Genomic DNA, 25,782 nt, shown 5'->3' on the forward strand with positions numbered 1-25,782 from the left:
TCTGTCCGCCTGGGGTCCTAGCCAAGGAAGACCATACGGCACCCTATCAAACGGCACCGAAGAGTCTCCAATGAGGGTTGAAGAGCTGCATTTCGTCTCCGCCTTATGAGCGGCCGGCGAGGCGGGAGTGACGCATTGCCGTCCGCTGCTGGCGTCCGTCCCACAAACGATGGTGTTTTGGGAACGTAAATCGCTTCTCGAAACGCAGCCATGTGAGAAGCGAAACCCCAGTCAGCGGCAGACATGCCGCTTCGCCGCGCACGATCAAGAACACGCTCGATCGTCCCGCCCTGCACGATGACCGAGAACAGCACAACGATGTACGTCGCCGCGAGCGCGATCAATCGAGCCAGCCCGGCCGGCGAAAGGCTTCCTAATTTCAACTGTCATTAGCGGTCCGGGGTTCGCTGATGTAAACTCCTCGAAACAGGAGTGATATGTGACGAGCGAACCGCCTACACGCCTCGCCTCGACCGGTGTCGAAGGTCTCGACAATGTGCTGGCGGGCGGCCTGACGCGAGAGCGTCTCTACCTGGTCGAGGGCACGCCTGGAACGGGCAAGACGACGCTCGGTCTGGGGTTCCTGCTCAAGGGAGCCGAAGCCGGCGAAGCCGGGCTCTACATTACTCTGGCTGAAACCGAGGCCGAACTGCTGGCGGTAGCGGAAAGCCACAATTGGAGCCTCGATCCGATCACGCTCAGTGAGATGGTCCCGGCCGAGGGGCTGGCCGCCGACAACGAGCAGACGCTGTTTCACCCCAGCGAGCTTGAGCTTGGCGAAACGGTGCGTGGAATTATCGCCAAGGTCGAGGGGGTCCAACCGAGCCGGGTAGTGATCGACAGCCTCTCCGAGCTGCGGCTTCTGGCGCAGAGCCCGGTCAAGTATCGCAGACAGATACTGGCATTGAAGCAGTTCTTCGCGGCACGGAAATGCACCGTGCTGCTGCTGGACGATCGCAGCGCGACCGGAAGCGACCTCCAGCTTCAATCCATCGCCCACGGTGTCGTCATGCTGGAGCAGATGCTGCTTGGCTTCGGCGCGCAGCGTCGCCGCCTGCACGTGCTCAAGATGCGCGGCGTCAAGTTCCGTGGCGGCTACCACGACTTCACGATCGAACGCGGGGGATTGTGCGTTTACCCGCGCCTGGTCGCAGCCGAACACGGCAACGCCTTTGACGGGGCCGCGGTATCCACCGGTTTGCCCCAACTCGATGAGTTGCTGGGTGGCGGCCTGCTGCCGGGAACGGCGACGTTGCTGTCAGGACCGGCCGGCGTCGGCAAGACCACAACCACCGTACAGGCCTTGGTGGCAGCGCTCGAGCGTGGCGAGCGGGCCGCCTACTTCCTCTTCGACGAACGAGTGCCGACGCTGCTCAAGCGCTCTGCCGCGCTTGGCATGGATCTCCAGCCGCACCTCGATGCGGGTACGCTGGAAATCCGCAGCATCGACCCCGCCGAACTATCGCCCGGCGAGTTCACCAACGCCGTCCGAAAGGCCGTCGAAGAGGACCAGGCCACGGTCATCGCGGTCGATAGTCTCAACGCATATCTGCAGTCGATGCCGAGCGAGCAGTATCTCGTTCTGCAGATGCACGAACTGCTGAGCTATCTGGGTGCGAAGGGCGTCATTTCGCTCCTCATCCTCGGTCAACACGGCGTGACGGGTGACATCCGCTCGGACGTTGACCTGAGCTATCTTGCCGATACGGTCATGCAGCTCCGCTATTTCGAAGCACATGGAGAAGTCCGTCAGGCGATTTCGGTCATCAAGACCCGAACGTCGCGGCACGAACGCACGATCCGTGAGTTTCAGATCACGGAGGCTGGCCTGCACGTCGGCGAGGCGCTGACCGATTTTCAGGGTGTGCTGACGGGCGTTCCGACGTTCGCGGGTGAGGCGAAAATGCTGATGGCAAGTCGGGGCGAGGGTGGCATGGACGCGAAGGACGCTTAGTGGACCTGCGCGTCCTGATCCTTGCTCCTCAGGGGCGTGATGCCCTTCTCGCTTCCGAACTGCTCAACAAGCGCGGAATCGTATCCGAGGTCTGCACGTCGCTTGACGATCTGCTGGTCGGGCTGACTGCGGGCGCTGGTGCCGTACTGGTGACAGAGGAAGCGCTGGCGCTCGGCAACCTCACAGCCCTGACGGAGTGGATCGCGGACCAGCCCACCTGGTCCGATCTCCCCTTTATCGTGCTCGCGAACGGATCGGCGCGGCCTCGTTCGAACCTCGCGTCCGAACGTCTCGATGCGCTTGGGAACATGATGTTGCTGGAACGTCCGCTCCACGCGGATGCCATGCTGGGCGCAATTCGTTCTGCGCTCAAGGCAAGGCGCCGACAATATCAGGTCAGGGGCGCGGCCGAAGCGCTGGAACAGGCGGTGGTCGAGCGGACCGACGAGCTGGAGAAGGCGCGGGCAAGCCTGGAGGTCGCACTGCACGCGGCCGACATGGGAAGCTGGGACATCGATATGGCCACGGGCGAGGCGCGCCGCTCGCTTCGGCACGACCAGATTTTCGGCTTCACCGAGATCCAGCCGCACTGGAACGTGGATATCTTCCTTCAACGCGTCGACCCCGCCTATCGCGCGAATGTCGCGGCGGTCTTCGAAGCTGCGCCAGCTCTGGGCGAACTCGATCTCGAATGTCCGATCACCACCGTTACCGGCGAGCGTCGCTGGATCGCGGCCAGAGGCCGAGTATCCTATGAGGACGGCACGCCGGTGCGGATGACCGGCATTGTCTCGGACATCACCGCCCGCAAGGAGGCCGACGCACAACTTGCCCAGGCCGCCAAGATGGACACCATCGGCCAGCTCACCGGAGGCGTGGCCCACGATTTCAACAACCTGCTGACGCCGATCGTCGGCAGTCTCGACCTCCTGCGGCGCCGTCACGGGGATGATGAGAAGTCGCAGCGCTTTATCGTCGGTGCGTTACAGGCGGCAGAACGCGCCTCGACGCTGACACAACGGCTCCTTGCCTTCGCGCGGCGCCAAGCGCTGCAACCCCGAGCGGTCGACGTCGCCGCACTCATCGACGGCATGAGCGACTTGATCCGGCGCTCGCTTGGTCCGACCGTTGCGGTCGTGATCGATGTGCCGGCAACGATCGAAGCGGTAAAGGTAGATCCCAACCAGCTCGAGCTCGCTCTTCTCAACCTTGCGGTCAACGCACGCGATGCCATGCCCGGAGGCGGGCGGCTGACGATCGGTGCGACCATGATGACGGTCGATGGTCGCAACAGCATAGGGCTTACGGAAGGCCGCTATGTTCGTCTGATCGCCAGCGATACCGGCGTCGGCATGGACAAGATCACGCTGGCACGTGCTGTCGAGCCGTTCTTCTCCACCAAAGGGGTCGGCAAGGGCACCGGGCTTGGCCTTTCTATGATCCACGGCCTAGCGGCGCAATCGGGCGGGACGCTTCGGATCGAGAGCGAACCTGGCCAGGGCACCGCGATCGAGCTGTGGCTGCCGGTCAGCGATGAGGCCGTTCTTGAGCAGCAATCCGAGCGAGACGAGCCGGTCCGGGCAACGCAGCACGCGAAAGTGCTGCTGGTCGACGACGAGGAGATCGTCAGGACCGCCACCGCCGACATGCTGCGCGATCTGGGATATGAGGTCGTCGAGATGCCGTCAGCGATCCAGGCGCTGTCGGCGATCCGTTCGGGGATCGACGCCGATTTGCTCGTCACCGATTACCTGATGCCGGGAATGACGGGTGCGGCGCTGATCTATGAATTGCGCAGCAAGGGCATCGGGCTGCCAACCCTGCTCATCACTGGTTATGCCTCAACGGGTGAGGACGTGCCTGCTGACGTGCCACGTCTGTCCAAGCCGTTTCGGCAGGCTGATCTTGCCGGACGAGTTTACGATCTGCTCGCCTTTAGGCGAGGATCACGAACATTGCGCTCTGTAAATTAAGATTGCCAGATCCTAGTCACCAGAAATTGCGGAAATCGGGCTGGACGTACATGATGCTTCGGACCTTCTCCGGCAGGCAGATGTATCGCTATACGAGGCCAAACGAACCGAACGGGGAACAGGCCGTATATTCGGATCGACTGCTTTGCTTAAAAGACATGTCCAGCACTCGACGTTGCGAGCGATCCCATAGATGATGGTGGAAGCGGGACTTTGCTGAAGAGCGGGGCCGGATACTAACCATGTCAGCACTGCTCCGCTAAGGCGCTTGCAGAAGTGGCTATTCCCAATGCTAAATGTTCCAATTTCCAATGGGGACCGCTACGGATGCTGATCCTGCCGGGGGGCGGGTTCGTTAACCGCTTGGGTCGAGGAAGCGACGGCAGGAATGGTGAGCAACGTTGAGGGCATCGCCATGGGCGACGTGCATGACGCACCGCGCATGGCCGACATGCTGTCGGCGTTCGACTGGAGCAAGACTTCGCTCGGGCCGCGCAGCGATTGGCCTGCTTCGTTGAGCACGGCGGTCGACATCATGATGGCATCGGGTCACGCCATGTGTCTGGCTTGGGGACCGGAGCGCACGTTCCTCTACAACGACGCCTATATCCCAATTCTCGGCAAGCGGCATCCGTTTGCCTTCGGCGTGACGTTCGCCGAGGCGTGGCCCGACGTCTGGGACGAGATCAAACCGCTTGTCGACAAGACCTTCGCCGGCGAAACCTCGACATTCCGTGACATGCCGCTGCTGATGACGCGCAACGGCTATCCGGAAGATACATGGTGGAGCTTTTCATATTCGCCGGTGCGCGGTGAGAACGGCGAGGTAGCCGGTCTGCTCAACGTGACGCTGGAGACAACCGATCGCGTCAAGGCTGAACGCGACCGCGATGCCGCGACCGCCGAGCTACAGCGCAGCGAGGCCAAATGGCGCCAGCTGTTCGAGACGCTGGAGGAAGGTTTCGTCCTCGGCCAGGTCATACGCGATGACACAGGCCAGATTATCGACTGGCGCTATGAAGAAGTGAACGACGCCTGGTACGATCTTGTCGGGATCGAACGCGGATGTGCTGTCGGCCAGACGATCCGCGAAGTTTTCCCCGGTGTCGAGGACGAATGGGTGCTGGAGTTCGCCCGTGTTGTCGAGACGAGTCAGGCGATCCGCTTCACCCGGCAGGTTGGCGACCTCCAGCGCTGGTATGACGGTGTATGTCAGCCAGCCGGGGCCGATCACTTCACTGTCCTGTTTCTTGAAGTCACCGATCGCGTCAATGCCGATCGGCGTCGCGAAGCGCTCGCCGAACTTGGGCGAATGCTGACCGCGATTGATGACCCCGAAGATATTGTGCGGGCGGCAACCGCACTGATCGGCCGCACACTTGGTGTGGGGCGGGTCGGCTTTGGCACGGTCGGGGAGGACGGCGAGAGGTTCGTCGTCCCGAGCGACTGGACGGCGCAGGACTATCCGACGCTCGCCGGCACCTACCGCATGGATGATTATGGCGGCTATGCGCAGGACCTGCGCGAAGGTCGAACGGTGGTCATCCCAGACATACGCCTCGATCCACGCACGTCGGGTGATACCGCGCCGCTGGAATCCGTCGCGGTGCGCAGCCTCGTCAACCGGCCCGTCCGGGAGAAGGGGCGGACCGTTGCCATCCTCTACGTCAACGACGGTGCGCCGCGCGATTGGACACCCGAGGAGGTCCAATTCATCGCCGATGCCGGCAATAGGACGTGGATCGCGCTTGAACGGCGCCGGGCCGAGAAGGAGGCTAGGGAAACTGCCGCGTTCCTGAGCAGCGTGCTTGCCGCCTCGACCGACTGCATCAAGGTGGTCGAGCTGGACGGCAGCGTGTCCTTCATGACCGATGGCGGCATGAAGGTCATGGAAATCAGCGACTTCAACACGGTACGCGGTTGCCCGTGGCCGGAGTTCCTGAAGGAGAGCGGTCCTGCCTACGCTCTTGAAGCGATCGAAGCAGCGAAGCGCGGCGAGACGACCCATTTCGAAGCGCCCGCCGACACCTATGCCGGAAATCCCAGGCACTGGTCGGTGTCGGTCTCACCGATCCTCGGCCCGGACGGGGAAACCGCGCGCATCCTGTCGGTGTCCCGCGATCACACCGAACTCCAGAAGGCCCGTGAGCAGCAGCATCTGCTCAACGGCGAGCTGGCGCATCGCATCAAAAACACGATGAGCGTGGTGCAGGCCATCGCTCATCAAACGCTTTCCAAAGCGGAGGATCAGGACGCCGTTGCCGCATTCGGCAAGCGCCTCGGCGCGCTCGCTGCGGCGAACGATGTGCTGACCCGGGACAATTGGTCGAGCGCCCGCTTGGGCGATGTCGCCCGCAAGGCGCTGGAGACGTTCGGCGAGGATCGCTTCACGCTGGCCGGTCCCGACGTGATGATCGGACCGCGCGCGACGCTGGCCCTCACGCTCATGCTACACGAGCTGGCGACGAACGCCGCCAAATACGGTGCACTGACAGCACCGGAGGGCCAAGTTACCGTGACCTGGGCTGTACGCCGGGACGGCGACAAGGACGTGCTTGATCTGAGCTGGGTCGAACGCGGCGGCCCGGCGGCCGTGGAGCCGACGCGAAAAGGTTTCGGCTCGCGCATCATCCGCATGGGACTAACCGGCTCCGGAGGCGTTCAGTTACGCTACGAGGCGGAAGGGCTGTCGGTGCAGGCCACGGCACCGCTTTACCAGATACAGGAAGCGTAAGGCGTAGCCACGAAGTCATGGGACAATCTCAACCCCTCAAGCGATGGCCGGTACTGGTAGTCGAGGACGAACCGATCCTGCGCCTCGATGCGATCAGCATGGTCGAGAAAGCCGGTTTCGAGGCGGTCGAGGCGTTGAGCAGCGCCGACGCCATCCAGCTCCTCGAAGAACGTCTGGACATTCGCCTCGTCTACATGGACCTCGATATGCCGCGCAGCCGCAAGGGCATCGAGATTGCAGCGGCGATACGCAAACGCTGGCCGCCGATCGAGATCATCCTGACCGCCGCCTACTTCACGCGAGAAAGCGTTGAGCTTCCCGAACGTGCCGAGTTCTACTCGAAGCCGATCGACCATGACGAAGTCATAGCCGCCATGCAGCGCCTGATCGAAGCTAACGAGTCCCGCCCAGCTTGATATTGTGATGGTGGGGGTGTCGGTATTCCCTATTGGGATGCAGACCGTCCGAAAACATGACTACGATGCTGGTGATATGGGGGGGCTAAAAACCCCATCAGGGATTAGTGGTTTTGCTCGCCGATCGCCGCGCCATCGACATGGCAACTGCGCTTGCCAACTGGGCGATCAACACCCCGAAAATGACTTTTCGTATCGCTGGGGCTCCGGGAGACGAGGTTCCAGTAACGAAAAGCTCGTAAGCCAACAGCAAACCGACCATGATGGTGCAGCCGATGTTGATCCAGAAAGCGGTTTTATATGCAGGACCGAACTTCATTGCTCACCTCTCGGGCGCAGGTTTGATACGGCTCGAACGAAAGAGCAATCCGCCTGATTCCTTTGCCTGAGGACAGCGGATATACCGTGCCTATGGCATATATCGAAGGTCATGCTCGGGACCAGGCGCTGCTCCTGCCGGCGTCGGTCGAGGACTATGTGGGAGCGGACAATCCGGTGCGGTTTATCGACGCCTTCGTCGACGATCTCGATCTGGGCGGTGCCGGTTTTCTGCGGGCGCAACCAAAGGCGACGGGACGGCCGGGTTACGATCCAGCCGACATGCTCAAGCTGTACCTATACGGCTATCAACCGGGTGCGGTCGAGCCGGCGTCTGGCAGCGGAAGCGATACGCAATCTCGAGCTGATCTGGCTGCTGCGCGGGGTGCGGCCGGACTTTCGGACCATCGCCGATTTCCGCCGCGAAAACCGGGCCGCGTTCAAGGCGGTGTTCCGCGAGTTCGTGGTGCTGTGCCGCAAGCTCGACCTGTTCGGGCGCGAGCTGCTGGCGGTGGACGGCACGCGGCTGAAGGCGGTGAACAGCCGGGCGCGCAACTTCAGCCGGGAGCGGCTGGCGACGTATCTCGCGTCGGCCGACGCGCGACTGGAGCGATACCTGGCCGAGCTCGACCAGATCGACCGCGGTGAAGATGGTGCCGGCACCGGCCGTACCGACGCGCTGGGGACGAAGATCGCCAGACTACGTGAGCAGCGTCAGGCAAGCGTCGCGCTGCTCGGCCAAATTGAAGAGAGCGCCGAAGGGCAGATTTCGCTCACCGATCCCGATGCGCGCGCGATGGTCGCTCACGGCAAGGTCACCATCGGCTACAACGCGCAGGTGGCAGTCGATGCCAAACACAGCCTGATCGTCGAGCAGCATGTCACCAACGCCTGCAACGACATGGGCCTGCTGGCATCCACCGCCCGCGCGGCGATGGAAGTGCTCGACGTCGAGCGTATCGATGCCGTGGCGGACATGGGCTACCACAAGGGCGAGGACATCGAGGCCTGCGAAGCCGCCGGCATCACGCCGTACATTCCGCGCCCGCACCGGGGCGTCAACGTCAGCAACGGCCTCTTCCCCAAGGAGCGGTTTCGCTACGATCCGGCAGCAGATGCCTATCACTGCCCCGGTGGGCAGGTGCTCGACACCCGCTACAGCTCGGTGACGCGCGGGCATGTCACGATCCAGTATTCCAATCCTGCCGCCTGCGCCGGGTGCCAGATGAAGGCGCTGTGTACCAAGGGGCGCTGGCGACGCGTCAACCGCTGGGAGAAGGAAGAGATCATCGAGCGCATGGCCGAGCGCCTCGCAAAGCGACCAGACCTCCTCGTCGTCCGGCGTTCCACCGTCGAACACCCGTTCGGCACGATAAAACAATCGATGAACCAAGGGGCGTTCCTGATGCGCGGTCTGGAGAAGGTCCGTGCCGAGTTCAGCCTGACGGCACTCGCCTACAATATCAGGCGGGCCATCACCCTCATCGGCGTGCCGGGGATGATTCGGGCGGTGCAGGCCTGATCCGCGCCGCCAGCTCCGCCCTCACGACGCCGGATATGGCCTCACAGTAGCCCATTTCACCCCATCGGAGCGCAAAAGCTGAAAAGCCCGCCCCCTTCAGACACCTCTCGGCCGGTGAACGTCCAGACCATAATCACAGGCGAGTTTTCGGACGGTCTGGATGGTATTTCGGGATTATGGAAGTAGATCGGTTAGCCGGTTCCACCTGAGACATCAGGAGCCACTTTGGGGTCCGGGTCCTGCGCCTTGCCGGTCGCGGGTGCCACCTTCTGGCTCGGCATAGCGGTGAGATAAGCAACGATCGCATCGACGTCCTTCTCGGCCACTGGCGCCTTATACACCTCACGCATCTTGGTGACGGTCGCCTTCCACTGATCCGCCGATAGCGCAGGCTGGGTCAGCGCCATGCTGGCTGAGTGGCACGAGGTGCAATTGGCATTGATGACGTCGGCGTGCGGACCGTCGGGGTAGGTCGCGTCGTCGGCCGGCAGGTCGACGCTGGTCGAGGCAAGCGAGAAGCCGCGCGCTGACACGCTGGCGGCCGGTGCCGGCTCAGACATCTCGGAGATCGGAACGGGCGCCTTGCGGCTGCTCGGCGCGCCGATCGAGACGAGGATGATGCCGGTCAGGCCGATCAGGCCAGCAGCCATCATGCCGGGAGACGGAGTCTTCATGATTTGCTCGCTCCTCAGGCCGCGATGATGGTGGTGGTTTCAATGTTGCCGCGCATGAACCCGCCGGGATTCCAGATCGGCTTCATCGGCTGAGCGACACCGTTGGTGTTCCAGCAGCGCACCATGATGGGGTTAGGCCCGCGTCTCAGCGGCACCCGCCCGTCCCAGCGCCGGAAGCTGTACCTGCCCTCGTCCGCTCCGAGCGTCGTCCTGTACCAGGTGCGGCCACCGTCCGACGACACATCGACCTTGGCGACGCCGCAATCGCCGCCCATTGCGATGCCGCCGACCGGGATCGACGCTTCATAGGCGATCGCCTGACCATCGGGCAGGCTGGTCATCCAGCTACGCGGGATCATGCGATTGATCGGTACGGTCGGGAAGTCCTTGGCACCGGGCGCGACATTCGCGCCGGGTGTCGCGGGGATCTTGTAGGCCTTGGCCATCCAATACTGGTCGTCAGGGCCGGGCAGTACCTCGATCGCGTTCAGCATCTTGACCCAATAGGTCGAGTACCAGCCCGGCACGATCAGCCGGCAGGGAAAGCCGTTGAGGAGCGGCAGTTGCTCGCCGTTCATGCCGAAGGCGATCATGACCTCGCCGTCGCGGGCATGGTCGATGTCGAGTGCCTTCTCGAAGTCAGGAGCGCCCGCCACGACCGGCTGATCGAGAGCGCCGAAGCGCACCTGCACCGCGCCTGCCTTGACCCCGGCGAGGTCGAGCACGTCGCGCAGGCGAACGCCGAGCCACTTGGCGTTGCCCATCGCGCCATTGCCCCATTGCGCGCCGGCGACGCGCGGCTGGAACAGCCCGCGGCTGTTGCCCGAGCACTGGTTCACCGCCGCCATCTCGACCCGTGGAAGGCGCAGCAGCTGAGCGAGGCTGATCGACAGCGGCCGATTGACGTGGCCGAAGACGTTGAGGCGGAAACTTTCGACGTCGATCGAGGTCGGTATGTCGGCCCAGTGCCAGCGGACGAAGAACTGGTCGTTGGGCGTGAACACCGACTTGTCGAAGACCTCCATCGGCGTCTCCAGCAAGGGTGGATGGACGCGCTGGAGGATCATGCTGCCCTTGCCGGGAAAGGCGCTGGTCATCGGCCGCTCGGCATTGCCGCCGGGCAGCTTCAGGTCGACGAGCTGCTGCGCCAGTGCCGGCGCGGCGGCAAGGCCGGCGGTGCCGAGCGCGGCATGGCTGAGGAAGCGGCGACGGCTGGTCTCACTCGCCAGCCCGGCGTCGAAATTGTCCATGACAAGGCTCTCCTGTGGCCAGTCACGCTGGCGGATCAAAGGGGCATTCTGCAAGTGATCGGACCGGCTGATCCGATCATCATGGCGGATCAGTTCGGGGTGGCGATGCAGGGCGAGACGAACAGGTTGCCCCGCCATGCACCGGCTAGCGTCTTGGCACCGACCAGCAGCCACATCGCCGCGAGCGCAACCGTCAGCACCGTGCCGACGATACCGAAAAACATAAGGTTCAGCGTCGTGCCGAGGCGGAAGGTGGCGACGGTGTAGACGCCGAGCGGGAAGGTGTAGCCCCACCAGCCGAGGTTGAACGGCACGCCCGCGCGCCAGTAGCGGATGGTGATAAGCGTCGCGAGCGCCAGCCACCACAGGCCGAAACCCCAAAGGCAGAGCCCGGCGACAACGCCGATCCCCTGCGCGACGGTGCCGACGCCGGCTAGCCCGTGCGCGGTGAGGATCGCCGGCGCATCCGCGCCGAGCACCAGCATGCCCAGAGCACCCGTGCCGATCGGCCCCAGCGCCAGCCAGGAAGATGCCGCCATGCTTTCATGCGGCAACTTGTGGAGTGCCATGCGCAGGATGAGGATGGCGAGGATGCCAAACGCGACCGGCACCGAATAGGCCCACAGCACATAGGAGGTCGCGAGCGTCACTATCTGCGCGTGGGGATCGGTTAGATGCGGCGCGAGCAGCCCGCCGCTGGCGCCCGCCACTTCGGCAGCGACGACCGGCAGCAGCCATACGGCGGTCATGCCGTCCAGGCTGTGCTCGTGGCGGGTAAACATCAGCTAGGGGATCAGCACGCCGCAGGCGAGCGACATGGCGACGTCGATCCACCACAGGACGTGTGCGACCGGCACAATGCCATCCCCGAACCGCGCGATGCCGAAGGCGAGGCAACCGTTAATGATTGTCGCCAATCCCATTGGGATGGTCCCGATAAACATCGACACGGTGTTGTGCCCGAAGATGCGCCTCGCCTCGTGCCCGAACATGGTCCAGCGCGCGCCATAGAGACCGGCGAACAGCGCGAAGAGCGCGATGTTGAAGAACCACAACACCTCGCCAACCGGCTTTAGCGAGGGGCCGATGCCGGGCACCTGCGGCAGCGCGAGCGCGAGGATGCCCGTGCCCATCGTCGCGGCGAACCAGTTGGGCGTGAACTGGCGGATCATCTCGCGGGGGTGATCGAGCCGGCTGAGCGGCTTGAAGCCGCTTAGAACGGAGTGCGTGTCGGCAGTCATGCGACCTGCTCCTTGATAAGGTCCGTCAGCGCGTCGGCCGCGCGGGTGCGATAGCGTTCCTTGTGGCGCAGCGCGTGGAAGGCGCGGTCGGGCAGCCCGAGCGGCAGCTCGACCAGATCGCCGGCCTTGAGCGCGCGTGCGACGACCAATCGCGACAAGACGGCAACGCCGGCACCAGCCTCGACCGCGGTACGCACGGCCTCGTTGGACGGCAGCGTCATCGCGACGGTCAGCTGGGCCGGATCAAACCCGCGCGTTCGCAGTACGTCCTCGAAGGTCGAGCGCGTGCCCGAACCCTGCTCGCGGACGATCCAGCGTGCAGCGCGAAGCCAGTCCTCGTCGACGCGCCCGGCGTCCTCGCGGCCGACCAGCACCATCGGGTCACGCCCGACATTCCAGTGGGCGAGCGCCGGTTCGTCCACCTCGCCCTCCACGAAACCGAGCTCCGCCGCGCCGCTCAGGACCTGCGCTGCCGCACCTTCGGTGTTGTCGATCGCCAGTTCGACCGCGATCTGCGGGTGGCGTTCGTGGAAGGCGGCGAGCTTTGCCGGCAACCAGTAGCTCGCGATCGTCTGGCTTGCGACGATCCGCAACGAACCACGGGCAAGCCCGGCATAGTCCGCCAGCATCGTCTCGGCATGCGCTGCCCGCCCCAGCACCGCGCGCGCTTCCTCCAGAAAGCCGCGGCCTGCTTCGGTCAGCTGGATGCCACGCCCGACACGGTGAAACAGAGGTATCCCGTAGCGCGCTTCGAGGGCCGCGACCGCGCCGGAGGCAGCAGACTGCGTGACATTCAGCGCTTCCGCTGCCTTGGTGACGTGTTCGCGCTCGGCGACACCGACGAAGATTCTGAGCTGCTCCAGGGTCATGCAGCTTATATCGCGCAATCTGATCGATACGACCAACCGTTTGATCTGTTTATTCCAATCTGGATATCGGAATGATCGGCAGCCTTTCGTCTGTGATGGTCTCCAAGACGTGAAGCAATACGCGCATGCGGCGCGTTTGATCGTCCATGACCGATATGATCGAGCGCAGTTCCGATCCCTACAACGCCGAGCCAATGCCAGGTGCGTTGATCGAGCGGTTCCTGACGCCGCAGGCGCTGTTCTACGTGCGCAGCCACGGGGCGGTGCCCGACCTGCCCGCTGATCATCGGATCGAGGTGAGCGGGAGGGGCATGGCGAGCCGCTTCTTATCGGTGGAGGAACTGAAGAACGCGTTTGCCACACGCACGGTGACGGCGGTGCTCCAGTGCGCCGGCAACCGGCGCACGGATCTCCAGCAGGTCGCCAAGACCTCCGGCGACCCGTGGGACGTTGGCGCGATCGGCAATGCGCAGTGGACCGGCGTACGACTGTCCGACGTGCTGGATGCCGTCGGTGCGCCGGATGCGTCCGACCTGTTCGTAGCATTCACCGGCGCGGACGAGGTGGACGTCGAAGGCGAGGAAGCATTGTTCGGGGTCTCGATCGCCATGGACAAGGCGCGGCAACCCGACGTCCTCATTGCCTGGGCGATGAATGGCGAGCCGCTGACGCCCGAACACGGCGCACCGCTCCGCATGGTGATACCGGGCTATGCCGGGGTGCGAAGCGCCAAATGGCTGACACGGATCGAGGTGCGCGACACGCCATCCGACGCACCGATCCAGGCACACGACTACAAGCTCTTTCCTGCCGATGTGACGAGCAACACCGTCGACTGGAGCCAGGGTCTGACCATCAATGCCATGCCGCTCAACGCCGCGATCTGTGCGCCCGGCTCTGGCGAAAGCCTGCCGGCCGGGGAGGTGCGGATCGAGGGTTATGCCATCGCCTATGATCGCCGCATCTCGCGCGTCGAGGTGTCGGTAAACGGTGGTCGCGACTGGCAACAGGCGACTTTTGCCGATGATCCGGAGACCCATTGGGGTTGGCGACGCTGGACCCTCGACGCCACGCTCGCCAAGGGTCGCCAGCACCTCGTCGTGCGCGCCTTCGACGAGGCTGGACAGGGACAGCCCGAACGGCCGGACACGATGTGGAACTTCGCCGGCTATCTGTGCACCGCCTGGCATCACGTGCACGTGCTGGTCGAATGATCGAAGCGTCAGCGGCATCGGACATCGGCTTCTGGATCGATGCGATCGGGCGGCTGGTGGTGGCGACTGCGGCCGGGATGGTACTTGGTTGGGAACGCTCGCGCGAGAACCGGCAGATCATGGGCTTGCGGACACTGGGTCTGGTCGGTCTGGCGAGCTGCATCGCCGTGCAGGCGATCGTGCATAGTGGCTTGCCGAACGTGAACGCCGATGCCGCAGGACGGGCGATGCAGGGCATTCTGTCCGGCGTCGGCTTCATCGGTGCCGGCGCGGTGCTGCGGGTCGGTCAGGGTCAGGAAGTGCATGGACTGGCGACCGCCGCGTGCATCTGGGTCACCGCCACCATCGGCGCGGCAGCAGGGTTGGCGGTGTGGCCGCTCATCATCGGCGGGTTGAGCCTTGCGATGCTCGTACTGTTCGTGGGCGCTCCGCTCGAACGCCGCATCCGCGAGCGGGCCAGGCTGACGCCAGCCGAGGCCGACAGGAAGGACGCCGAACGAAAGCCGTGATCGCGCTGGACAGCCCGGTGCCTGTCGGCGCCGGGAAGCGGCAAGGCGCTATCAGGACACCAGCGCGGCACCTGCCTGGCGCCGGACTTCATCGGCGATCGGATGCAGCTCGGCCGCGGGGCGCTCGCCCACCACACTGTAGCCGATCCCGTCGACCGCCCATGTGATCCGGCCCATGGTCCCGCTGGACGTACTGGTCATGCTCGCGGTCTTGTCGATCTGCATGGGCCTCGTCAGCACCGCGAGTTTCGACGCTTGTGGTCCATCGTAGAGGAGCAGCGCCGCAGGGCCGTGGGGTGTCGCGACCAGTCGCCCTCCGCCATAGCGGTAACCGGCTGTGCTGAGGTCCGGGATGGTCACGCGCTCACCCAGTCGGGCGGAGGTCCACCGGATCAGCATGGCGCGCTGGTCGGGGCCGATTTCCGCCGGTCGTATCCGGTCGGCGGCATAGACACGGAAATTGTCACTCGCCTCGTTGGCCAGCGCCGCGATGCCCGCGCGAGGTTCGCCGCTCCACCGCGCGCTCGACCAGCCCCCGCCAAACCCGACCGCCACGAGAAGCGACGCGGCGATGGCGAGTTGCCAACGCGGTTGGCGTTGCCGTCCCCTGATGGCTGCGACGCGCATCGTCGCCGGGATCGGTTCATCCGCGATGGGAGCGAACAGCGATGCAAGGGCTCGCGCCTGCTCCGCCTGCTCCCGCAAACGGGCATGCACGTCCGGCTGGCCTTCAAGGTAAGCGTCGACCAGGCGCTGCCGCTCGGGCGACAGCCTGCCATCGATCCACGCGGCCAGATCGTCCTCGCCGATCGGGCTGGTCATTGCACGCTCCTCAATCGCGGCCGTTCACCCTCCCGGAGGAGCGTCGCCAGACGGTCGCGCCCCCGCGATATGCGCGACATCACCGTGCCCAGCGGCACCCCGACGACGGCAGCGACCTCCGCATAGGGCAGCCCCTCAACCGAGACGAGGAGCAGCACCGTTCGCTGTTCCTCAGGCAACGCATCAAGCGCGTGCAGCAGGTCGCGGTGGTGCAGGCCTGTATCCTGATCGGCCGGGCGGCCGAGCGCAGCGTCGTCCACGAGGTGGAGCGGAACCGCCGTGCCTCGCCGGTTATGCTGCCGCTGATGGTCGACCAACAGGTTGTGCAGGATCGTATAGACCCACGGGCGCACCTCCACGCCGCGTCGCTGTCGCCAGCGCCCGACTGCGCGCTCGAGGCAATCCTGCACCACGTCATCCGCCATCGCCCGATCGCGCAACCACGATCGGGCATAGCGGCGCAGGCCGGGGATCAGGGGTTCGATCGCGGCGGCAAGCGGGTCCATCTCAGTCGCGCTGCACCTGCACGATGCGACCCGGCGCGCCGTTCACCACCTCCGCGACAGCCAGAAAGCGCCGGGGCGCCGCGGTGCTGCCCTGAACGATCTGCCGGATCGGCCCCGATGCGTTGACGATCGCCGCACCTGCCGGGTTGCTCATGAAGTTCGCAAGCGGCTCTACCGCACCGCTGCCGTCCGCGTTGGCGGTCAGCACGAGCATGTAAGGCTTTTTGGGCTGCAAACCGGTAACGGCACTTTGCACGACCTGGATGATGCCCTGGTCGAAGAGGGTGATGCTGCTTGCCGCACCATTGCCGCCAACCGGCCCCATGGTCAGATGCACCGCCTTGCCGGCCGTACCGAGCGGTTGGAGATTGTCGGTGCCGGGGCCTGTCGGGACAGCGTTCGGCACATAGGCGATCGCCTGCGGTGCCTGTCCGACCGGCACGGTGGCGACCACCTTGTTGCCTGTGGTGTCGATTGCGGCGAGTTCATCGGCATTCTCCAGCCCGACATAGATGCGCCGGCCGTCGCCCGATGGCCAGACGCCGTGCGGCATCTTGCCGACCGGGATGGTGGCGACGGGCGCGAAATCGGACGTGCGGAACACCTTCACCGCGTTTTCCCCGCCTACCGTGACGTACGCGAACTGTCCCCTGACCGTGCGGGCGAAGTTGACGTGATTGGTGATCGGCCCGGTATCCAGCACCTTGAGGATTGCGAAGGGTGGCCTGGCATCGAATGCGACCGTCTTGCCGATGTCCTTCAGCGTGAACCACACCTGCTTGCCGTCCGGCGTCGCGGCGATGTTGGGACAGAATGGGCTCGGCTGTGCCACCTGTCCGACCTGCGCGTGGGTTGCGACATCGAACACGGCCAGCACCGGATTGAACGACGAACAGACATAGCCGTATCGGCCATCGGGCGAGAAGATCGTCATACCCGGACCACCGGGCGTCTTGATGCGCCCGGTTTCCTTGTACGTCGTAGGGTCGAGCACGGCGATATAGTCCTCGCCGCGGACGGTGACCCAGACTTCCTTGCCGTTCGGTGTAAAGAACGCCTCGTGCGGACTGCGCCCGACATAAGTCGTATGCTTGACGGTGTTGGTGGCGGTGTCGATCCACGACACGGCGTTCGATGCGATCGACACGACCGCGAGGGTCTTCCCGTCCGGCGAGAAGCCGAGTCCGTGAACCAGCACCTGCCCCTTGTAGAGCGGTGAAAAATTCATCGGCTGCGGATCGCCAAGCTTGATGACGCCGAGCAGCCGGTTGTCGGCCGGGTCCGTCACCGACACCGTGTTGGAGAATTGTTCGGATGCATAGACGCGGTCGCGGTGGCTGACAGGCACGTCCCTGGCGTTCCACGGCGCCTGCTGGGCCATGGCGATGCCCGGTGCGGCGCTTATCAGCAAGGCGGCCGAGCGCAGGATGGTCCGGATCATGTCAGTGCTCCATATGGCTGTGGTGGTCACCGCCCTGCGTCGGGGCTGGCGTCGAAGGGGGTAGCGGCTGACCGATCGCCAGCTTCATGGCGGCGATCTCCTGCTGCTGATCGATGATGATCTCCTGTGCGATGCGCTTGAGCTGCTCGTTATGACCGTAGCGCAGCTCCGCCACCGCCATATCGATGGCGCCCTGATGGTGCGGAAGCATCATCGCGACGAAGTCGCGGTCGACGTCGCCGGACGGCTTGACCATCATGCCCGCCATCATCCGGTCCATCGCGGCAGACACCATGCTGGCGTAGCCATCGGCAGGGGCGGCCGCGGCTGCGCCGGTGAGCAGGGCTAAAGCAGTCAGACCCAGCATCCAGTTTCGTCTATGCATAAGCCTCCGGCGCATCGGTCTCGAAAGCGTAGACGATGCTCGTCGGGGTTTATTCCATGGGCGAGCCAATTATTTATCTTCACCAAAACAACGGTCTCATCGTGACCCTGCCGTGGTTGACCAGGTCGCCGTCGGACAGCATATGCTCGGGCACGGCGATGGATTTCCGCCGGGCCATTCGGCCGAACCGCCCTCGCAAGGGCCGATGATTCCTACCAGGCGCCGCAAGGCAGCAAGGAGGAATCGTGCACGCGACGTTTCGCAATCTCTACGACCAGTTCAACATGGCAGCGTTCATTCGCGAGCGCCGCACCCATGCCATGTCGGTGCTGCGGTGGACTTTGATTCTGGTCCCGATGGCCGCAGCGGTGGGAACGCTCTGCGCGGCCTTCTTGTGGAGCCTCGATGCCGTAACCCGGCTTCGCTATGCCTTTCCCTGGCTGCTCTACCTGCTGCCGATCGGCGGGTTCTTGGTCGGACTGCTCTACCATCTGACAGGGCGTTCGGTCGAAGGCGGCAACAACCTCATCGTCGAGCAAATCCACGAACCGGGGGGCGGTGTGCCGCTGCGCATGGCCCCGCTCATCCTCTTCGGCACGGTCGTGACGCACCTGTTCGGGGGATCGGCGGGGCGTGAAGGCACCGCCGTGCAATTGGGCGGCAGTCTTTCCAGCGGGTTTGGGCGCGCCCTCAAGCTGGATGTGGAAGCGACACGCACCCTCCTTATGACCGGAATCGCGGCGGGCTTCGGCGCGGTCTTCGGGACGCCGATCGCGGGCGCGGTCTTTGCACTGGAGGTTCTGGCGATCGGCCGGGTCGAGTATCGCGCGCTAGTACCGTGCCTAGTCGCGGCACTGGTGGGTGACTGGACCTGTCTTGCCTGGGGCATTCATCACGGCGCCTACCATGTCGATGCGATGGTGCCGGTCGACGCGTTGCTCGTCGCCAAAGCCGGCGTCGCGGGCGTTGTATTCGGATTGGTCGGGCTGGCCTTTGCAGAGGCCAACCATGCGCTCGGCGGATGGCTGAAGCGCGTGATACCCTATGGCCCACTACGACCCGCTATCGGTGGTGTCGCCGTGATCGCGCTGGTCTGGCTATTTGGCACGCGAGACTATCTCGGCCTGGGCACGCTGGCGGCAACGCCGGGCGACCTGACCATTGCCAGCTTTTTCGGCCCCGATACGCACCCGTGGAGCTGGGCGCTGAAGCTGCTCTTTACCGTCGTTACCCTGAGCGCTGGCTTCAAGGGCGGAGAGGTGACGCCGCTGTTCTTCATTGGCGCGGCGCTCGGCAATGCGCTCGCGCCCATGTTCGGAGTGCCGACAGGGGTTTTCGCGGCGATCGGTTTCGTCGCGCTGTTCGCGGGCGCGGCCAACACGCCGCTGGCTTGCACGTTCATGGGGATCGAGCTGTTCGGCGCGGCCTATGCGGTGCCGATCGCAGTCGCGTGCTTCGTCGCCTATCTCTGCTCAGGCCACAACGGCATCTACCTGTCGCAGCGCGTCGCCGTGCTTAAGGTGCCTGCCGCACACCTCACACCCGACGCCACCCTGCGCGATGCCCGCACGCGCCGCGCTTCTCGCCGGCGCGCGCGCGCCTGATCCCGCTTCCTGTCGAAAGCTCTACCATGCCCGACCTTTTCACCGTTCAGCACCGCGAAGTCGGGATGCTGCGCATCTATCTGAAGCCGTCCGACAAGATCGGCCCGCGTCGCTTCTGGGGGGCAAAGCCGCTCTATCGCGAGCTGATTCGCACCGCGAAGGCGGACGGCATCATCAACGCCGTCGCGCAAAATACCCATTACGGCTTCAGCAATCACGAACCGATCCGGGAGAACGGCTCGGAAATTGCCGATCCGCATCTGACGATCTGTGTTGAACTGGTCGGTGATCGCGATCAGCTCGACCTCTTCTGTCGCCGGCATGGAGATCTGATCGGCGACAAGGTGATCGTCTACAAACGACTGGAGCATTGGACTATCACGCGCAAAACTGAGCTAACCAGAGCCTGATCGGCGTTCCCGTAAAGGAAGGGCGAGAGATTGGCGGGCGTCGACCGGTGAGTTTCCTTTCACCTCAAGTACGGCGCTTTCCCAAAATCCGTTCCCAAAACCATTTTCCCGAAATTGCCCTACGGACATGGAGTTTCGGGAAAGGCAGAATGGCCACGATAGGTCTTGGCCAAAAGCTCCATCTGACGATCCCCCCTGCCCGCCCCTCCCGCAGACTGCTTCCTTGGCTGACCCGATCCCGGTGCCTTTTGGGTATACCCTGAGGGTACCAAGGTGGGCAGGTCTCTTTTCCGTAGTAAACGTGCTTCAAAAAGCAGGGGTCATTTTTGAGCAAAGTCCTTTTAGGCTCTAGAAGTATCGAGGACCATAGAGCACCTACCCTATCAAGACCCGCTACTGTGGAGCGCCCGTCTTAGGGTCAGGACCCATTGATGTGAGCGTCGCGATCTGATTCAGGCTCCGCGAGGAGACCGGGATGAGCGACCTTTTTGGGCTGACGGACGAGCAGATTCAGCGGCTGCGGCCGTTTTTTCCCAAGAGCCACGGCAGGCCTCGGGTGGATGACCGGCGGGTGTTGAGCGGCATCGTCTTCGTCAACCGCAATGGGCTGCGCGGGCGAGATGCGCCCAGCGCCTATGGTCCTCACAAGACGCTGTACAATCGATGGAAGCGCTGGGGCGAGCGAGGCGTGTTCACGCGCATGATGGAGGGGCTGGCTGCGGGCGATGCAGAGCCGAAGACCGTTATGATAGACGCAACATACCTGAAGGCGCACCGCACGGCATCGAGCCTACAGGTTAAAAAGGGGATCTCGGCCGCCTGATCGGACGCACGAAAGGCGGCATGAACACCAAGCTTCATGCCGTCGCCGACGCGAACGGCCGCCCCTTGAGCTTCTTCATGACCGCCGGGCAGGTTAGCGACTACACCGGTGCGGCAGCCCTGCTGGACGACCTGCCAAAAGCGCAGTGGCTGCTCGGCGACCGCGGCTACGACGCCGATTGGTTCAGGGACGCTCTCCAAGCCAAAGGCATCCAGCCATGCATCCCGGGCCGACGATCGCGCAACGAGCCGGTCAGATACGACAAGCGCCGTTACCGGCGTCGAAGCCGCATCGAGATCATGTTCGGCCGCCTCAAAGACTGGCGGCGCGTTGCCACACGCTACGATCGCTGCCCCACGGCCTTCTTTTCCGCCGTCGCCCTCGCTGCCACCGTCATCTTCTGGCTGTGATCAACTAGTCCTGACCCTAGGGTGCCGACCGCTCCGCTATTTTGCGGCCAGCAGGGTAAACTTGTGAATTTGCGGCGGTTCAGAAAACAGTTCTTCTGCCTTGTCCATCAGTGCGGCGGCAACCTTGCCGTCAAGGTGGGCCTGCCGATCCTCCTCTGTGTCGAACGTATCGAAGATCGCGTACGCACCGGGACCTTCCTCGATCGCATACCAGGTCAGAGTGCCCGCCTCAGCTTGAACGAGCGGCAATGCCGAGGTCAGGAAATTGGCGACATCACGCTCTTTTCCGGGCTTGGCCTTCAGTGGTACATACAGGGCAAGTTTGGGCATAAATGACTCCTCAAGTGAAACCGACAGTCATTATTCGGCAAAGTAACGGAAGAGCGGGCCGGTACGTTCCCCATGAGGCGGAGCACACGCGGCCCCGCCTCCTCGTCGAAATCAGAACTGCTGTGCGGTCGGCCGGATGACGATCGCGTTGACGTCGACGTCATCAGGTTGTTCGACAGCGAACGCGATAGCACGCGCCACCGACGCTGCAGGGATGGCCTGCTTGTAGAAGTCGAGTACCGTCTCGGCAGCCGTGCCCGACGTCGTGAACTTCAAGTCGCTTTCGACGGCTCCGGGCTCGATAGACGTGACACGGACCTTTTCGCCCACCTCCTGGCGTAGGCCCTCGCTGATCGCGCTGACGGCGAACTTGGTGCCGGAATAGACCGTGCCGCCCGGGGCGAAGACCTTGATGCCGGCGACCGAACTCAGGTTGATGATGTGGCCGCTGCCCTGCTCCAGGAAGCCGGGAAGAGCCGCGGCGATGCCGTAGAGCGTGCCCTTCAAATTGACGTCGATCATCTGGTCCCACTCGTCGGTGTTGACCTCGGCCATCGGACGGATCGGCATCAGACCGGCGTTGTTGATCAGTACTTCGAGACGGCCGAAGTCGGCGACGATCGCGGCGACGACGGACTGGACCGCCGACTTGTCAGTGACGTCGAGCGCATAGGCGCGTGCCGTTCCGCCGTTCTCGGCGATCTGCGCAACGACCTCGTCGAGCTTGTCCTTGCGCCGTGCGGCGATGGCGACCTTCGCACCGCGTTCGGCGAGAAGACGCGCGGTCTCGGCGCCGATGCCGGTGCTCCCGCCGGTGATGAGAACAACCTTGCCTTCGATACCTTTGGTCATGACTGTGTTTCCTTCACTTCAGATGTTGATTTTTCGCTGGGTCGCGGCCCCGCGCCAGCGGTAGCCGCGTGGATGAACGAGGCCCATAAGGCCCGCGCGAAGCGCAGGTGCCAACAGGCCGATCATCCGCAGCTCCTCTACGTAGAACGGTTGTGCCAGCAGCGCCGACCCCACCCATTCTTTAAGCTTGCCCATGGCAGCACCCTTAGGTCGCGGAGATGGGGTTGAGGACAAACGCGGCGCGCTCGGCCAGATCGCCGATCTGAGAGAGGTAGTTTTGGAAGTGGGGCGTCGCGCGGTGGGCGGTAACCGCATCCGCGTCCGCGTACAGCTCGTCGAGGACGAAGCGGTTCGGATCGCTCTGGTCCTGCCAGAGATCGTAGCGCAAATTGCCCGGTTCGGCACGGCTTGGCTTTAGCATGGCGTCGAGCAGAGCGCGCAGGCGGTCGACGGTATCCGCACGGGCGGTTAGGACGGCGACGATCTTCACGTTGGCGGTCATGGCACCATATCCTGTCCTGGTTATATCCGAAGCGGGGCGCATCCTGAGCGCCCCGCCCGTCATCCTGGTACTCACGCAGCGGCGCGATCGAGGGCTTCGATCAAAGCGTCGGCCATGGCTTGGTCCGACGCCGGATTCTGACCCGTGATCAGCTCCCGGTCCACGACGACATTCGAAGCGAAGTTCTTGTCGGTGACAGAGACGTCGCCACCGGCCGACCGCAGCGCCTTTTCCATGTCGAAGAAGAGCTCGCCCTTCAGCACTTGCTCCTCGGCGATCTTCTCCTCGCTCGCCGAGAAGACGGTCATGCGGTAGCCTGAGTAGATCCAGTCTCGCGCCAGGTCGGCCGCCCCGGCGTCATCGCCTTCCTCCAGCGCCTTGCGGAAGGCCGGAGCATCGTCGAGCGTAGAAACAACGACCACCGGTCCGTGGCAGAGGAGCGCGGTCGGCTTGGCCGCCGCGTGGAAGTGACGGAGGATCGTGCCCGCATCGCGGTCCTGCATCAGATCGACGATGGGCGCGTGACCTCCCGGCACGAACACGCCAACGAAGCCGTCCAGACCCTCGTCGACGACCGATTTCAGCGTGCGGACGTCGTTCATGGCCGGGTGGCTGGCGAAGAAGTCCTTGGCGCGCTGGTATGCCGCCTCATCACCGCCAAAGTGGTCCTTCGTGTCGGAACCGGCGTCGATGTGCGGCTTGGTCCCATTGGGCGTGGCGAGAACAATATCATAGCCGGCGTCGAGCAGTGCCAGCGCGGGGACTGCCGTTTCGTTGAGATACTGACCGACCGTTGCGGTACTGCCGCCACGCAGACCGAGCTGTGTCGCGTTCGATCCAAGAACGAGAACCTGACCCTTGCTCATCTGAACCTCCATGTTCGCGGCGCCTGTCGCCGTTGGATGGGAAATGGGCCTCGTTGATATATTCTAGAAGTTTATCTTTCTAATGTCAGATATACGTCTGACAGGATGACTGCATGCGCTACGATCTGAACCTGCTGCCGATCTTCGTCGCGTTGATGGAGGAGCGCAGCGTCACGCGGGCCGCCGAGCGAATGGGCATGACACAGCCCGCCCTGTCTAATGCCCTATCGCGTCTACGACTGATGCTTCAGGATCAACTGTTCGTCCGCGAGCGCTACGGCATCCAGCCGACCCCGATCGCGCTTGAACTCTCACCGCTGATCGCCGAGGCACTCGCCCAGCTCGACGACGCGGTCCTCGGTCAGCAGGCCTTCGACCCCGCACAGGCCGAACGGCTCTTCACGATCGCGCCAAACGGCTATGTCGAGTTCGTCCTCGTCCCCGCTATCGTGGCGCGCTTGGAGAAGGTCGCCCCCAGCATAAAGCTTCGTCTGACGCCCTACGGGAACGATCTTGTGGAAACAGGCGTCGTGTCAGGCACGACGGCGCTCGTGCTGGGCCGCATCGTCGATCCGCCCGACAACCTCGTCGTCCAGCACCTGATGGACGAAGGGCTCGCCTGCGCCGTCCGTGCCGACCATCCGGGCGTCGGCGATGTCATGACGCGCGAGCAGTTCGAGACGATGAAGCATGTCAACATCGTGCCGCCCGGACGGATGCGCGCCGGGCTGTTCCAGGCGCTGGCGCAACAGCAGCTGAAGCGCGACGTCGCAATCTCCGTGACAAACTTCTTCGCGGTAGCCGAGATGGTGGCGGTGACCGACTATTGCGCCACCTTGCCCTCGCTCATCTGCAGGCGGCTGATGCACGACCCCCGGCTGAAGATCCTGCCGGCTCCGGTCGACCTTGGCAGCTTTCCCGTGGAAATGGCTTGGCACGTCCGCTATCGGCATGATCCCGCACACCGCTGGCTACGGGCTCTGATCGGCGCGGTCATCACCGACCTCACGGGGAAGACGGCAGCGGCAGCCACGCCGTCGCCAGCCTGAGGACGATGTCTAACCGCTACGTCGCTTGTGCGTATCCCGTAGGTGACAAAGTTCGCTATACAGCCCCTGACGATAGGATTTATCATGCGCGCAATCGGCTACCAGCAGCCCGGAACGATCGATCGCACGGAAGCTCTCGTCGATATCGAACTTCCCGATCCCAACGCTACAGGCCGTGATCTCCTCGTCGAGGTCAAGGCTGTCTCGGTAAACCCGGTTGACACGAAGGTGCGCGCTGGCTTGGGTTCGATCCACGGTGATTGGCGTGTCCTGGGTTGGGATGCCGCCGGTGTCGTTCGCGCTGTTGGCCCTGAAGTGCGCGGTTTCGAACCGGGCGACGAGGTGTTCTACGCGGGCAGCATCGGCCGCGAAGGCACCAACGCCGAGTTGCACCTGGTCGACGAGCGCATTGTCGGGAAGAAGCCGGCCAGCCTCGATTGGGCAGAGGCAGCGGCGTTGCCGCTGACGGCGATAACCGCGTGGGAGGCCCTCTTCGAGCGGTTGTCCGTGCGTACTCCTGTAGCCGGTGCAGCACATGCGCTGTTGATTGTCGGGGGTGCCGGCGGGGTAGGCTCGATGGCAATCCAGCTTGCTCGCCAAGTGCCCGAGCTGATCGTCATTGCGACAGCATCGCGCCCTGAAACGCAGGCCTGGGTGGCCGAGCTCGGTGCGCACCATGTCATCGATCATCGCCAGCCGCTGGCTCGGCAAGTGGCGAATTTGGGCATTGGCGCGCCGGCTTTCGTCTTCTCGACCACGCACACCGACGAGCATATCGAGCAGATCGCCGAGCTGATCGCCCCGCAGGGACGTTTTGCGCTCATCGACGACCCCAAGACGCTCGATGTCGTACCGTTCAAACGCAAGTCGGTGTCGACCCACTGGGAGTTTATGTTCACCCGGTCCATGTTCGAGACCGCTGATATGGAAACGCAGGGTCAGATCCTGTCGACCATCGCCAGCCTCGTGGACGCCGGCGACGTGCGCACCACCCTCACCGAACGGTTCTCCCCCATCAACGCCGCGAACCTCAAGCGCGCGCACCAGGCGCTTGAGAGCACTACCGCACGCGGCAAGATCGTCATTGAGGGGTGGCAGTGATGCGGTT

General features: G+C 63.9%; 25 protein-coding genes, 1 pseudogene and 1 riboswitch. Of the genes and pseudogenes, 12 read left to right on the forward strand and 14 right to left on the reverse strand.

Features of this window, described 5'->3' with window-relative positions:
• The first annotated feature begins 439 nt into the window (after positions 1-439).
• The 4 genes from PBN85_RS17920 (at position 440) to PBN85_RS17935 (ending at position 7,077) form a co-directional block, all read left to right on the forward strand.
• A complete protein-coding gene (locus tag PBN85_RS17920) occupies positions 440-1,954 on the forward strand; it encodes an ATPase domain-containing protein (RefSeq protein ID WP_271300941.1) in 1,515 nt (504 codons plus the stop codon).
• Positions 1,954-3,927 carry a hybrid sensor histidine kinase/response regulator gene (locus PBN85_RS17925; protein WP_271300942.1) on the forward strand — a complete coding sequence of 658 codons (1,974 nt, stop codon included), beginning with the start codon at positions 1,954-1,956 and terminating at the stop codon, positions 3,925-3,927. Before PBN85_RS17920 ends, PBN85_RS17925 begins: the two co-directional genes overlap by 1 nt.
• 388 nt (positions 3,928-4,315) lie before the next feature.
• On the forward strand, positions 4,316-6,661 hold the full coding sequence (locus PBN85_RS17930) for a PAS domain-containing sensor histidine kinase (protein WP_271300943.1): 2,346 nt from the start codon (positions 4,316-4,318) through the stop codon (positions 6,659-6,661).
• A 17-nt stretch (positions 6,662-6,678) separates the two neighbouring features.
• Positions 6,679-7,077 carry a response regulator gene (locus tag PBN85_RS17935; RefSeq protein WP_271300944.1) on the forward strand — a complete coding sequence of 133 codons (399 nt, stop codon included), beginning with the start codon at positions 6,679-6,681 and terminating at the stop codon, positions 7,075-7,077.
• A 97-nt stretch (positions 7,078-7,174) separates the two neighbouring features.
• Here the strand turns inward: PBN85_RS17935 and PBN85_RS17940 are convergent, their stop codons facing one another.
• Positions 7,175-7,396, reverse strand: a complete 222-nt coding sequence (locus PBN85_RS17940; RefSeq protein WP_152542197.1) for a hypothetical protein — start codon at positions 7,394-7,396, stop codon at positions 7,175-7,177.
• A 315-nt stretch (positions 7,397-7,711) separates the two neighbouring features.
• On the opposite strand from PBN85_RS17940, the gene PBN85_RS17945 reads away from it, so the two are divergent.
• The gene (locus tag PBN85_RS17945; RefSeq protein WP_271300927.1) at positions 7,712-8,917 is read left to right on the forward strand and encodes an IS1182 family transposase; all 1,206 of its coding nucleotides are present in this window, start codon (positions 7,712-7,714) and stop codon (positions 8,915-8,917) included.
• Positions 8,918-9,108: 191 nt separating this feature from the next.
• Here the strand turns inward: PBN85_RS17945 and PBN85_RS17950 are convergent, their stop codons facing one another.
• From PBN85_RS17950 to PBN85_RS17965, 4 genes and pseudogenes are all read right to left on the reverse strand, one after another.
• Positions 9,109-9,567 (reverse strand): c-type cytochrome, encoded by a 459-nt coding sequence (locus PBN85_RS17950; RefSeq protein WP_271300945.1) that lies wholly within the window; start codon positions 9,565-9,567, stop codon positions 9,109-9,111.
• Positions 9,568-9,605: 38 nt separating this feature from the next.
• Positions 9,606-10,841, reverse strand: a complete 1,236-nt coding sequence (locus PBN85_RS17955; protein ID WP_007406293.1) for a molybdopterin-dependent oxidoreductase — start codon at positions 10,839-10,841, stop codon at positions 9,606-9,608.
• Positions 10,842-10,930: 89 nt separating this feature from the next.
• Positions 10,931-12,082, reverse strand: a pseudogene (locus PBN85_RS17960) (TDT family transporter).
• A complete protein-coding gene (locus PBN85_RS17965; RefSeq protein ID WP_063690128.1) occupies positions 12,079-12,951 on the reverse strand; it encodes a LysR family transcriptional regulator in 873 nt (290 codons plus the stop codon). Before PBN85_RS17965 ends, PBN85_RS17960 begins: the two are co-directional and overlap by 4 nt.
• Before the next feature lie 146 nt (positions 12,952-13,097).
• On the opposite strand from PBN85_RS17965, the gene PBN85_RS17970 reads away from it, so the two are divergent.
• The gene (locus tag PBN85_RS17970) at positions 13,098-14,165 is read left to right on the forward strand and encodes a molybdopterin-dependent oxidoreductase (RefSeq protein WP_063690130.1); all 1,068 of its coding nucleotides are present in this window, start codon (positions 13,098-13,100) and stop codon (positions 14,163-14,165) included.
• Positions 14,162-14,674 (forward strand): MgtC/SapB family protein, encoded by a 513-nt coding sequence (locus PBN85_RS17975; protein WP_063690133.1) that lies wholly within the window; start codon positions 14,162-14,164, stop codon positions 14,672-14,674. Before PBN85_RS17970 ends, PBN85_RS17975 begins: the two co-directional genes overlap by 4 nt.
• A 51-nt stretch (positions 14,675-14,725) precedes the next feature.
• Here PBN85_RS17975 and PBN85_RS17980 read toward each other — a convergent pair whose 3' ends face one another.
• Genes PBN85_RS17980 through PBN85_RS17995 form a run of 4 tightly spaced genes read right to left on the reverse strand, consistent with a single transcriptional unit; the run spans position 14,726 to position 17,843 of the window.
• Entirely contained in the window at positions 14,726-15,496 is a 771-nt protein-coding gene (locus PBN85_RS17980; protein ID WP_063690136.1) for an anti-sigma factor family protein, read from the reverse strand.
• Positions 15,493-16,002: an RNA polymerase sigma factor gene (locus tag PBN85_RS17985; RefSeq protein ID WP_188658595.1), complete on the reverse strand. Its 510-nt coding sequence runs from the start codon at positions 16,000-16,002 to the stop codon at positions 15,493-15,495. Before PBN85_RS17985 ends, PBN85_RS17980 begins: the two co-directional genes overlap by 4 nt.
• 1 nt (position 16,003) lies before the next feature.
• Entirely contained in the window at positions 16,004-17,443 is a 1,440-nt protein-coding gene (locus PBN85_RS17990; protein ID WP_063690139.1) for a beta-propeller fold lactonase family protein, read from the reverse strand.
• 1 nt (position 17,444) lies between these two features.
• The gene (locus tag PBN85_RS17995) at positions 17,445-17,843 is read right to left on the reverse strand and encodes a DUF305 domain-containing protein (RefSeq protein ID WP_413243597.1); all 399 of its coding nucleotides are present in this window, start codon (positions 17,841-17,843) and stop codon (positions 17,445-17,447) included.
• Between the two features lie 130 nt (positions 17,844-17,973).
• Positions 17,974-18,050: riboswitch (Fluoride riboswitch) on the forward strand.
• 23 nt (positions 18,051-18,073) lie between these two features.
• Here PBN85_RS17995 and PBN85_RS18000 point away from each other — a divergent pair.
• From PBN85_RS18000 to PBN85_RS18010, 3 genes are all read left to right on the forward strand, one after another.
• Entirely contained in the window at positions 18,074-19,432 is a 1,359-nt protein-coding gene (locus PBN85_RS18000) for a voltage-gated chloride channel family protein (RefSeq protein WP_271300946.1), read from the forward strand.
• A 26-nt stretch (positions 19,433-19,458) separates the two neighbouring features.
• Positions 19,459-19,842, forward strand: coding sequence for a DUF190 domain-containing protein (locus tag PBN85_RS18005; RefSeq protein ID WP_271300947.1), 384 nt, complete (start codon positions 19,459-19,461; stop codon positions 19,840-19,842).
• Between the two features lie 475 nt (positions 19,843-20,317).
• Positions 20,318-21,075, forward strand: a protein-coding gene (locus PBN85_RS18010; RefSeq protein ID WP_271300948.1) for an IS5 family transposase whose coding sequence is annotated in 2 segments (ribosomal slippage) — positions 20,318-20,651 and positions 20,651-21,075 — 759 coding nt in all. Because the reading frame shifts where the segments join, the coding sequence is not laid out codon by codon here.
• Positions 21,076-21,111: 36 nt separating this feature from the next.
• On the opposite strand, the gene PBN85_RS18015 is transcribed toward PBN85_RS18010, so the two are convergent.
• The 5 genes from PBN85_RS18015 to PBN85_RS18035 all read right to left on the reverse strand — a co-directional run bounded on the left by PBN85_RS18015 (position 21,112) and on the right by PBN85_RS18035 (position 23,625).
• Positions 21,112-21,405 carry a putative quinol monooxygenase gene (locus tag PBN85_RS18015; RefSeq protein WP_037093999.1) on the reverse strand — a complete coding sequence of 98 codons (294 nt, stop codon included), beginning with the start codon at positions 21,403-21,405 and terminating at the stop codon, positions 21,112-21,114.
• A gap of 111 nt (positions 21,406-21,516) precedes the next feature.
• Positions 21,517-22,257 (reverse strand): SDR family oxidoreductase, encoded by a 741-nt coding sequence (locus PBN85_RS18020; RefSeq protein ID WP_271300949.1) that lies wholly within the window; start codon positions 22,255-22,257, stop codon positions 21,517-21,519.
• A gap of 18 nt (positions 22,258-22,275) precedes the next feature.
• Positions 22,276-22,452 carry a hypothetical protein gene (locus PBN85_RS18025; RefSeq protein WP_271300950.1) on the reverse strand — a complete coding sequence of 59 codons (177 nt, stop codon included), beginning with the start codon at positions 22,450-22,452 and terminating at the stop codon, positions 22,276-22,278.
• 10 nt (positions 22,453-22,462) lie between these two features.
• Entirely contained in the window at positions 22,463-22,759 is a 297-nt protein-coding gene (locus tag PBN85_RS18030) for a putative quinol monooxygenase (protein ID WP_271300951.1), read from the reverse strand.
• Positions 22,760-22,830: 71 nt separating this feature from the next.
• Positions 22,831-23,625, reverse strand: a complete 795-nt coding sequence (locus PBN85_RS18035; RefSeq protein WP_061780455.1) for a type 1 glutamine amidotransferase domain-containing protein — start codon at positions 23,623-23,625, stop codon at positions 22,831-22,833.
• Positions 23,626-23,738: 113 nt separating this feature from the next.
• Here PBN85_RS18035 and PBN85_RS18040 point away from each other — a divergent pair, with 113 nt between their 5' ends.
• Together PBN85_RS18040 and PBN85_RS18045 are read left to right on the forward strand one after the other, a co-directional pair.
• Complete coding sequence (locus PBN85_RS18040; RefSeq protein ID WP_066711388.1) at positions 23,739-24,674, forward strand: LysR family transcriptional regulator; 936 nt, start codon at positions 23,739-23,741, stop codon at positions 24,672-24,674.
• Positions 24,675-24,758: 84 nt separating this feature from the next.
• Entirely contained in the window at positions 24,759-25,775 is a 1,017-nt protein-coding gene (locus tag PBN85_RS18045; RefSeq protein ID WP_271300952.1) for a zinc-binding alcohol dehydrogenase family protein, read from the forward strand.
• Positions 25,776-25,782: the final 7 nt, after the last annotated feature.

It is taken from the genome of Sphingomonas sp. CV7422, from assembly GCF_027945725.1.
GTDB lineage: Bacteria > Pseudomonadota > Alphaproteobacteria > Sphingomonadales > Sphingomonadaceae > Sphingomonas > Sphingomonas kyungheensis.